This is a genomic window from Microcystis sp. LEGE 00066, from assembly GCF_015207925.1.
Classification (GTDB): domain Bacteria; phylum Cyanobacteriota; class Cyanobacteriia; order Cyanobacteriales; family Microcystaceae; genus Microcystis; species Microcystis ichthyoblabe_A.
Map to the genome: position 1 here is coordinate 1 of NZ_JADEVX010000163.1, position 9,467 is coordinate 9,467.

13 protein-coding genes and 1 pseudogene are annotated in these 9,467 nt (G+C 39.5%); 2 read left to right on the top strand and 12 right to left on the bottom strand.

Going from position 1 to position 9,467, the window contains the following annotated elements:
• Window positions 1-259: 259 nt before the first annotated feature.
• The 10 genes and pseudogenes from IQ224_RS18330 to IQ224_RS18370 all read right to left on the bottom strand — a co-directional run bounded on the left by IQ224_RS18330 (window position 260) and on the right by IQ224_RS18370 (window position 6,211).
• The gene (locus IQ224_RS18330) at window positions 260-559 is read right to left on the bottom strand and encodes an EH signature domain-containing protein (protein WP_370583154.1); all 300 of its coding nucleotides are present in this window, start codon (window positions 557-559) and stop codon (window positions 260-262) included.
• Window positions 560-814: 255 nt separating this feature from the next.
• Complete coding sequence (locus IQ224_RS18335) at window positions 815-1,132, bottom strand: hypothetical protein (protein WP_228036304.1); 318 nt, start codon at window positions 1,130-1,132, stop codon at window positions 815-817.
• Window positions 1,133-1,480: 348 nt separating this feature from the next.
• Entirely contained in the window at window positions 1,481-1,678 is a 198-nt protein-coding gene (locus IQ224_RS18340) for a hypothetical protein (protein WP_036400447.1), read from the bottom strand.
• Window positions 1,668-1,880, bottom strand: a complete 213-nt coding sequence (locus tag IQ224_RS24330; protein ID WP_004157154.1) for a hypothetical protein — start codon at window positions 1,878-1,880, stop codon at window positions 1,668-1,670. Before IQ224_RS24330 ends, IQ224_RS18340 begins: the two co-directional genes overlap by 11 nt.
• Before the next feature lie 430 nt (window positions 1,881-2,310).
• Entirely contained in the window at window positions 2,311-2,556 is a 246-nt protein-coding gene (locus IQ224_RS24335; protein ID WP_004157171.1) for a hypothetical protein, read from the bottom strand.
• 189 nt (window positions 2,557-2,745) lie between these two features.
• The gene (locus IQ224_RS18350; RefSeq protein ID WP_194033323.1) at window positions 2,746-3,021 is read right to left on the bottom strand and encodes a hypothetical protein; all 276 of its coding nucleotides are present in this window, start codon (window positions 3,019-3,021) and stop codon (window positions 2,746-2,748) included.
• 342 nt (window positions 3,022-3,363) lie between these two features.
• Window positions 3,364-3,849: pseudogene (locus IQ224_RS18355) on the bottom strand (IS1634 family transposase); the annotation flags it as partial.
• A complete protein-coding gene (locus IQ224_RS18360; RefSeq protein ID WP_002737600.1) occupies window positions 3,833-3,949 on the bottom strand; it encodes a DUF5615 family PIN-like protein in 117 nt (38 codons plus the stop codon). The gene IQ224_RS18360 and the pseudogene IQ224_RS18355, both read right to left, overlap by 17 nt.
• A gap of 18 nt (window positions 3,950-3,967) precedes the next feature.
• Window positions 3,968-4,279 carry a DUF433 domain-containing protein gene (locus tag IQ224_RS18365; protein WP_194033324.1) on the bottom strand — a complete coding sequence of 104 codons (312 nt, stop codon included), beginning with the start codon at window positions 4,277-4,279 and terminating at the stop codon, window positions 3,968-3,970.
• A 426-nt stretch (window positions 4,280-4,705) separates the two neighbouring features.
• Window positions 4,706-6,211, bottom strand: a complete 1,506-nt coding sequence (locus IQ224_RS18370; protein WP_194033325.1) for a UbiD family decarboxylase — start codon at window positions 6,209-6,211, stop codon at window positions 4,706-4,708.
• Window positions 6,212-6,391: 180 nt separating this feature from the next.
• On the opposite strand from IQ224_RS18370, the gene IQ224_RS18375 reads away from it, so the two are divergent.
• Both IQ224_RS18375 and IQ224_RS18380 read left to right on the top strand, forming a co-directional pair.
• A complete protein-coding gene (locus tag IQ224_RS18375; RefSeq protein ID WP_194033326.1) occupies window positions 6,392-7,486 on the top strand; it encodes an ATP/GTP-binding protein in 1,095 nt (364 codons plus the stop codon).
• Complete coding sequence (locus tag IQ224_RS18380; protein ID WP_228036305.1) at window positions 7,479-8,279, top strand: DUF3226 domain-containing protein; 801 nt, start codon at window positions 7,479-7,481, stop codon at window positions 8,277-8,279. The genes IQ224_RS18375 and IQ224_RS18380 overlap by 8 nt, the downstream gene beginning before the upstream one ends.
• A 148-nt stretch (window positions 8,280-8,427) precedes the next feature.
• Here IQ224_RS18380 and psbV read toward each other — a convergent pair whose 3' ends face one another.
• Both psbV and IQ224_RS18390 read right to left on the bottom strand, forming a co-directional pair.
• The gene (psbV, locus tag IQ224_RS18385) at window positions 8,428-8,913 is read right to left on the bottom strand and encodes a photosystem II cytochrome c-550 (protein WP_002743055.1); all 486 of its coding nucleotides are present in this window, start codon (window positions 8,911-8,913) and stop codon (window positions 8,428-8,430) included.
• A gap of 129 nt (window positions 8,914-9,042) precedes the next feature.
• Window positions 9,043-9,249, bottom strand: a complete 207-nt coding sequence (locus IQ224_RS18390; RefSeq protein WP_194033327.1) for a translation initiation factor IF-2 — start codon at window positions 9,247-9,249, stop codon at window positions 9,043-9,045.
• Window positions 9,250-9,467: the final 218 nt, after the last annotated feature.

The following is a 9,467-nucleotide window of genomic DNA, read 5'->3' on the forward strand; positions in this document are numbered from 1 at the left end:
GTCCGGGGGCGGCCCAGCTAACCTGCCTTGCTACAGTGGTGGTTGCTGCCCTTTCGGGATTGGTGGCCGCACGGGCAGCCAATCAACTCTCCAGTTCCCTGCGGGCAATGTTCCGCTAGAAGCCACGGTCAGGGGAATTACTGTGATATCTAGGGGGTGCAAGTTCTTTGCGCCCCTAATTTTGGGATTGTTATCTAACGCAATCTACCAGATCAGCGATCGCACTCAACTTAATATCAACAGACTTTCTGTTTCACTATCAAAAATCAAATATACACAACTCTGTGGGATTGCTTCCGTCATCTTCTAATTTCAGAATGTCTTGATCTTCCCTAAATTTATTGCCAATAATAGAATAGGTTTGTTCAGGAAGTAAAATTTTTATTCTCATAAAACTATTGCTATAATTACTCCAGAAAGGCTGGCGATTTCTAAGTTGCTTTTCATCATTATTTCCAAGGTATATATTATTGACAATTAAGTTCACTAAGTCTCGAAAATTGTTATAATTAATAGCTCCTATTAAATTTCTAAAGTTTTGCCTAGCTACTAGAGAAATAAGAGCTTGTTTTTGATGATTGTTATAATTAGGGTCTGCTGAAAAAGTTTTTCCTGGGGGTAGGAGTCAGGAGTCAGGAGTCAGTAGCCGGTCGTTTCGGGCTTTGTTGCCCTTGTTTTTTGTACCAATTGATGTACTACAAGAAAGATAATGCAAGGTTTTTGAAAGTCCCAATCCTATTTTCTTGCACTAACATCGGACTTTAACAGGTCAAAAGCCTTATTTTAAAAGGGTTTTACCATTATTCAGCAAGCCCTAATTATTTTTTAGCCATGAAACTAATAGTGGAAATTTAATAGCAATATCTATCGAAAGATTACTTAAAATAAAATCAACCGAAGAAGCTTGTTCTCTCTCTGGCATTTGATCAAGGCAACGCAATAACCAATCAACGGTATCACTATTTACTTGATTGCTCTTGATAAAGTACGGAGAAATTTCTGAAATATATTCGCTAAAAATTGGGATAGGCGGTAGTGTATATTTATCTCTATTTACTAATTCCCTAGGCGTTAAGTTTCGATACTGTTGCAATTGAAAAAACGGCAAGGGTAATCCAATGAGATAGATCATTGTCCCAAATAATGTTGAAGATCGTTAACAATGACTGTATTGTGTTAGGTTACTCAAATATTTATAGGTAGATTACTGCTTTACTTTGGTACAAATTGTACTTGACAAACGACACGGAGTATAGAGTGCCAGCTTGACAACCTTTGAGTCGGTCTCGGAGACACTCAATGGGTTAACCTAAGAATGAACAGGGGTTGGCATTCCCCAGTTAGTTATTATGGCAAAAGGCTTTGGTCAGCTAGTTTTGACCCGCCAGCAGCAACAAGAAGCAAAGCTCTTGAGAAAGATTGTTCTTCAGCATTTTCAGCATTTGCCAGACCCCAGAGTCAGCCGCAAAAAAGAGTATACCTATAAAGTCCCTTCAATTTTACGGCGAATCACCTCCTCCATTTGACGTAAACCCTCCTCCGTACTAGGGAAATTATACCTGATCGCATTCGGATCACGACGACTCATCAACGCCCGCAAAGCCTCATCATCCTCACGGTGTTGTAGAACATAGGCTCTGAGAGTGGAATTGCTCATTTCGTTAAAATTAGGCTTCATTTGGCAAAAAATCCCAATTTCTATCGGCATAAATAATCAATTCAATGTCTTCACCTGTCAAGATATAAATTTCGCCCCGTAACGGGTCAAATCGGAATAAAACAATATCCCGAAATCCATCCGAGAGACTTTGGCAAAGCTCAACCGACTTAATAGCTTGCTGTGCGGTTAACGAAAACAACTTACCTCCAAATGATAACACCTTTTCAGTTTACTCTAATTACCCTCAACCCTCACAAGCCCACTCATTAGTAAATTCTCAAAAAGTGCTGGTAGAAAAGCCATAGCCTAGTACCTAGGCGGTCAAACAGCCTAAGTAATACCAAATCCGCCTTGAAAAGTAAAGTAACAAATTAAGAATAAGTAAGCCAATGATAGTTGGTCAAGTTTTTCTGAGAGGGGGACAAGCGAGCTAGAAGGTAGATAGGGCAAGCAATATCGCTCTTTGTCCTTTGATGTAATCCTTCAACCGATAGCGGCTAATTTGCATTAGCTCTTCTATATTTTTTTGGAACATTTGATGTAGCTGGAGCCAATGATAGAGATGTTGACCCACATAAAAACTGCTGTGTCTGCGTTGACCTTTATATCTTTTTTCAGGTCTTGTGACATATTTTTGGATTCCCATATCCTTAATTTTTTTTACCTTGCATTGTGGCACTTGTAGAGGCGATAGCTATAACAATTATCAGCTTTGATAGGTATTTCGGTGCTAATTGAGAACCTTCTAAGCTATAGCCTCCCGACTTAAAATCTCGAAACATCTCCTCAATATCAAATCTTTTTTTATCGGCAATTATTGCCGTCTCTAAATCTCCAAAATTTGTCAGAATATACCAAGGTTCTTTTGTTTGAAAAACCCCATAGGTTTTTTCCACTTACCCCCTAAGTTAAACTCGACAAATCCCTGCTCTTTTGTAATATTGACATCCTTCAAAAATAGTTAAGTTTCTGGACTTAAACTTAACTCTCTCATTTCCTAACTCTCTCATTTCTTGATAAATTCCTTCTTTTGTCTTCACATTTGTACTTTGTTTTTGTCTTAAACAAAAGTATAAACTCTGCTTCTAAAACCACTTTCCAAGACTAACCGAGCAAAATTCTCTATCTCCTAGTACCACTATTTTATGACCTGATAGCACCGTCAATATTTTTCCCAATACTCGCTGCTGTTCTTCGAGATTACTACTTCCTTTTTTATCTAATATCTCCCAATAGATTGGGATGGCTCTCTTGTCATAAATTAAACTCACAATCAAGAGATTTATTGCTCCCCAACTCGTCTGGTCTATGGCAATATATACTAATCCTTTTGTTGTGAATATCTGCTGCTGTTTTAACATCTATTTTAGGCAGGGAAACCAGATTTTTTCAATATTCAGAATTTCCAGCTTTAAAAATCTTTTTAGTTTTTTTCTCCGACTCTCAAACAGGATTGGTATTGGTAGTGTTTCTGCTAATATCTCTAACTTTGCTTGCTTTAGTATTTGCCAGGTTCCAACTATCATTAACAACAGTAGATATCTGGCTCGTCCCAGTTCATTTTCTAACACTTTCTGGTATAGTTCACTTATCATTTTCGTTATCTAGGTCATATATAGTAAATATGACCTATCTTTTTTGGGAGTCTGTGTCTGTATTCCATGCTAAATAAGCTTTTCAGCTTGCTTGTTCCCCTGTCAGAAATTTAGCTCTGCCCTTTTTTCTCTTTCCTTGGCATCTATTTCTTCCATTTCTGCATTTTGGACTAATTCTTTGGCTCTTTTTATCGTCATGGGAACTCTACTTATCCATTTTAGATGTTGAATTAGTTAAAGATTCTCTTGACTATATAAGGCACTGTCACAGACCATAATACTGTCAAATTTTATTTGTTTTTTAAATTCTACTAAGATTTTGCCAAAGACAGCTTACCCTTCTTCATTTCCATCTCCAACTCTCACAAATAATGGTACGTCTCCATCCTGGGTTGTTATTAAGTCTAAGACGCATTCTTTCAAATCTGGTCGATGGTCACAAGAATATCCTTTGGTAATAATTATTGGTCTTTCTTTGATAATCTCTTCTTCTTTTTTCTCTTTTTTTTCTTCACTTTTATATTCTCCATCTAGATGAAATGATGTGGCATCTAGATGAGAATATTTTGTCTCTATTTTAAATTTGTTGATTAGCATTTCCCGCTTCTTGCACCGTCAAAACATCATGCCCCAAATTTCTCAACAATTCCACAACCGGCAAAGGAAACTGCTCATCTGCGTAAAAACGTGCCATCCCCTAAACTGCCTCATTCTACTCAATGAGCAAATCAATCTCATCTTCATGAGCTGCCGCATATACCCAAGCATTAGCTAAATCCGTAGCCTTAATAGTCGGATAACTTGTTAATAAATCAGCATCACTATAACCAAGACGACGAGCTTCTACTAACACCCAAACTGGAATTCTTGTATTGGCAATGCAAGCTTGTCCGCCGCAAACTTTAGGCGTTTTCTCAATTCCCTGCCAATCACCACCCAGACTTTGAGCGAGTAACTGGATTACCTGCACTTTTTCGCTAGGTTTGAGGGCAAGAATTTGCTCTTCTAACTCTTTGATGATCACAGGCTTAAATCCTCATAAAGTTTTGGCCAATTATCCTTAATCATTTTACCAGAAAATTTGGGTTGAAAACCTCCCACTTTTAGTAGAGTGTAAGGTGCGTGTTTGCGGCTATCAATTCGGTCAAAAAACTAAAATTAACAATCCGCTTTAACGCACCACCTTTATCATTCGGTTTGCCTGTGTCTCCCCAGGACTTTAACCCTCCCTTATTTTGCTCTTTTGCCCTTTGTCTCCCGCCTAGCGGCGGGTCGATTTTTTTGAGAAAATTGAGGTAGTGTTAAATTGATCGCCACAATCTCTACATTGACGTTTTGGTTTACCATTATCTGTAGAATCATTTTTGCTGAAGTTTGCGAATCTTTTGTCAGAAGACAAGATTCTAAATCTTTTAAAATGCCTCTTAGCTGACAGCTTAGTCGAATAAATCTACATTTCATAGCCAAATTTATTGGCATCTACTTCTTGTAAATTAATATCGATTAAACCGTATTCTGACCAGCGTTGAGAAACCTTGACCGCCATGGCTGGATCCGACTCCAAAGGTTCCCCCCATTCGTGGTCTGTTTCGGGATACATTTTAGTGGTGGCATCAATTCCCATTCTCCCCCCCAAACCGACCTTTTCGCTGGCAAAATCGAGGCTATCAAAGGGGGTTTCCGGGAGAATAAACACATCGCGAACCGGATCCACTTTAGAACTAATTGCCCAAACCACTTGCCGGGGGTCGCGAATATTAATCTCCTTATCGACGACGATGACAAATTTAGTATAGGTGAACTGGGGTAAGGCACTCCAAAAAGCTAAGGCCGCTCGCCGCGCTTGTCCTGGATAGGACTTATCAATGGAGATAATCGCCGCTTTATAGCTTAAAGCTTCCATCGGTAGGAAAAAATCCCTGATTTCCGACACTTGTTGCCGTAAAATCGGCGTATAAATACGATTAAGAGCGATGGCCATCATCGCTTCTTCCTTGGGAGGACGACCACTAAAAGTGGTTAAATAAATGGGGTCACGACGATGGGTCATGCAGTGGAAATGAATCAGGGGTGAATCTTCCACACCGCCATAGTAACCCATGTGATCACCAAAGGGTCCATCTGGCAATACCTCTCCGGGGGTAATTGTTCCTTCGAGGACGATTTCTGAGTCGGCCGGCACTTCCAAATCAAGGGTTTTACATTTGGCTAACTGTACCCCAGAACCGCCGTACAATCCCGCAAACAGCCATTCTGACAGATCTACGGGGATAGGAGTGGCGGCGGCCATGATAATCAGAGGATCGACCCCTAAAGCGATGGCTATTTCTAATTTTTTGCCCATTTGCGCCGCTTTTCGCAGGTGACGCGCCCCACCGCGCACGGATAACCAGTGGACGGTCATGGTATTGTGAGACTGTAGCTGTAAGCGATAGACACCGACGTTAGGGGTTCCCGTTTCGCAATCTTTAGTAATTACTAGCCCTAGGGTGATAATCTGGCCTGCATCGCCCGGATAGGGGCGAATCATCGGAATTTTCTTTAAATCTACTTCATCCCCTTCTAAAATCACCTGTTGACAGGCAGGAAAAAAGTTACGGCTGGGTTTGGCTTTCAGGACATCAAACAACACTTTACCAAAATCGATCGCTTGGGAGAGTTTTTTCGGCGGTTTCGGTTGTTGCAAGAGGGCGAGTTTTTTGCCTAAATCTTCCAATTCTTCGGGTTTATTCAGGTTCATCGCCCAACAGATGCGTTCTACCGTTCCCATCAGGTTAATAGCGACGGGAAACTCGGCCCCTTGCACGTTTTCAAACAGTAGGGCCGGTCCCCCTACCTGTAGCATCCGATTAGCGATCTCGGCAATTTCTAAATCGGCAGAGACCGATGCACTAATGCGGCGTAATTGGCCACGATCTTCTAAAAGCTTAATAAATCCTCGTAAGTCTCTAGCCATGATGAAGAAATGTAAATAAATCCCTGTCTCTATTATCTCTTAGGGCGGCAGTTTCGGTGGGGGATAGTCACCGGTTTGAGAGTTGGAGGGGATTCTCGTCTAGAATTAAGTAAAAAAATCCCCATCTTACCTGGGTCATTCCTAACCCTAAGTTTATGTTTATTCAGCCCAGAGGTCAACATGATTAAGGATATTGAAATTAGTAATTTTAGATGTTTTGAGCATACCAAAATTGAAGGTTTTGAGCGAGTTAATTTAATTGGTGGTAAGAACAATTCAGGGAAAACTGCCCTGTTGGAGGCAATATTTTTGTATAGTTATCCCTATCCAAATACTATTCATCCCTACATCAGAGGAATCATTCGTAGGCAATCTTTAGCAGTTGTTCAGGCTGTTCCCAAAAATGCCTGGGATAATTTATTATTCAATCTTGATAGAGAAAATATTATTGAGTTAAAAGGCTCCCAATCTAAACGAGGAGATAAATTGGTAAAAATATCGATTTCCGATTCTCTTAAAGATGGCGTTTTAGGCATCTCTGAAGACTTACAAAAATTATACGATTTTATCGCTAAAAATAAATCAGTTATTTCTATCTTAAATATTCACACAAGTTTTCACCTCAAGAATGACTCAAATGATGGTCAACTGAACTATTTTTTAATTGCTAGTTCTGAGGGAATACTCGCTTTACCTGATCCAGGTGATGAGGAACCAGTAATCATTGCCGCATCTGTCAATAAATCTTTGGAAGAATTGAGCGAGTCCTATACTAAAATAGTTTTTAATGAACAGGAAGAAGAAGTGCTGAAAGCTCTACAAATTCTCGATCCGTCCATTGAAAAAATAGAAAGTTTTTTTCTGGGTGAACCAAATTTATATCTGAAAAGAAAAGAGAGAAAACGCCTACCTATATCTCTGTTTGGTGAAGCTATTAATCGTCTGATAGAGATGATTTTTGCTCTGCTGCTTAATCCGCAAAAAATCATTTTTATCGATGAAATAGAAAATGGTCTTCACTATACTGCTTACCCAGATATTTGGAAAACTTTATTCCGATTAGCTATCGAACTAGATAGCCAAATTTTTGCCACAACCCATAGTTTAGAGATGATCCAAGCTTTTGCCGATGTGGGGTTAGAATATTATCCAGAACAGGGGGCCTATTTTGAACTAGCAAGGAGTCCCAGAACTGATAAAATTATTGGTATTAAAAGACAATTAAGCACTTTAGAGTACGCCTTAAAACATGGCAATGAGGTGAGAGGTGAGTAACTTATTAATCGTCGAGAGCAAGAATGATAAAATTTTTATCGAAGCCCTAGTAAAATACTTAAATATTAACAAAATTCAGTTAGATAAACCGATTTGCTTTGAGGAAGATGACTATAAATGTTTACAGGGTTTAGATCAAGCTAAATTAACCAGCACTTTCGATGAAATTAAGGCGACTCTTGGTAAAAAAGCTATCCCTAAAGTTGGTATTATTATCGATCAAGATTCTGATACTAAGACAGAGCGACTAAATTGGCTTAACGATTGTCTGAAAAAGGTGTATCCAGAAGCGGAAGATATTAGGAAAACCAGTCAGCTTTATAGATTGACAACAATAGAAGATCAAATCACAGAATTTGCTTGTTATTTTACCAATGTGGAAGGACAAGGAGAACTAGAAACAGTTCTCAAGAAGATTAAAAGTCAAGATTCCACCTATGCGGATTGTTTAGAAGACTGGAGAAATTGTTTAAACAAGCAAGAAAAATCGATTAAAGACAAAGATTTTGATAAGTTTTGGATTAGTAACTATTTACGATTTGATACCTGTTCCACAGAAGACAAAAAACAAGCTGGCAGGAAATGCAGTATGAATGGATTTGATTATGTTATGAAAAACAAACGTCATATTTGGAACTTTGAGCATGAAGTATTAAATGAACTCAAAGAATTTTTACAACTATGGTTCTTCGGTTTGTCTTATGCAATAGACGGGAGTTATAAGGGATGGAACCCTTATAGAGAAAGACATTGGGCGATTTTTGTCAATTGTTTTTTATCTAAAGCGAACTAATCAATTAAATCCCTTACCAGATAAAGATTTTGTTGATTTATGCCCCCCTATCGAACCATAACAAGTAACGAAGAGCCACAACTATTTGCTATCTAATCAAAAATCCCCCTAGAAATCTAGAGGGATCGAGGGATATATGGAGGCCAATTTAGAAGTAAATTGTACCACCCCAACGCTCGTCTAGACGGGGAGCAACCAACAGATAAGCGGCGACGTTATACACATCATCTTCGGTCAGATTGCGTAATTCTGGGAAGATATCGGGACGGCTAACATTGGGATGAAATTCGCTGAGATCATCTTCACCATCGTAACTGGTGGGATGTTCTAGATAATCAATCAATGCTAACAGATTATCTCTGGGAGGTTCCGCTTTTGCCAGATCACCCAGACCCAAACTGACGTTATTATTAGTTTTGGTTTTACCTTGCAGGTGACACTTAGTACAATTGGCGACAAAAAGTTTCTGTCCTTCCGTCGCTTGTTCAGAAGTCAAAGTCACCGATTCCCCTGCATCATTGAGGGTGATGGTGAGGGTTTTTTCATTGAGTTCTAAGGCACTAGCGCCGTTAAGATTGAATTGTAATACAAAAAAGACTACAGCGATCGCTGCCACAATCAAACGTTTGATCATTGTTCTCCTACTCGCAATTGTTCCAAGAAAGGGAATTTTAAGGTGACTAAAAAAATTTTCTCCTCTGGGAGGGTGTCGATCGATTCTAAGTGATCACGGACACCGAGAAGATCGCAGTGGGGAATAAAGTCAAGGGGACGTTTCCGTTTTCGAGGCGGTTACTCCTGAGCGTTGGGATAAAATCAGTGAGATAATTGCTTTAGCATCTTCTAGGGCGAGATTAGTCTGCCGATCTTTATAGGAGATGCCTAATTGGTCGCAAAGTGACAACACAGATTCATCGGCCAGATCGTACTCTGCCGCAATATCAGTGATCGATAGATCAGCAAACCCCATAGTCTAACGCACCCACCAAGGATAGAGAATACTTATTAGTTACCATAATTATCATGCCATTGCCGGGGACATTCTTGACAGTGATCAGTTATCAGTGATCAGTTATCAGTGATCAGTTGTGAGTTTTCAGTTCACTGATTACTGTTTACTGTTTACTGTTTACTGATCACTGAAAAAAGCTCCCATCACCCTAAACCCCATCTCCCCACACCCCACAC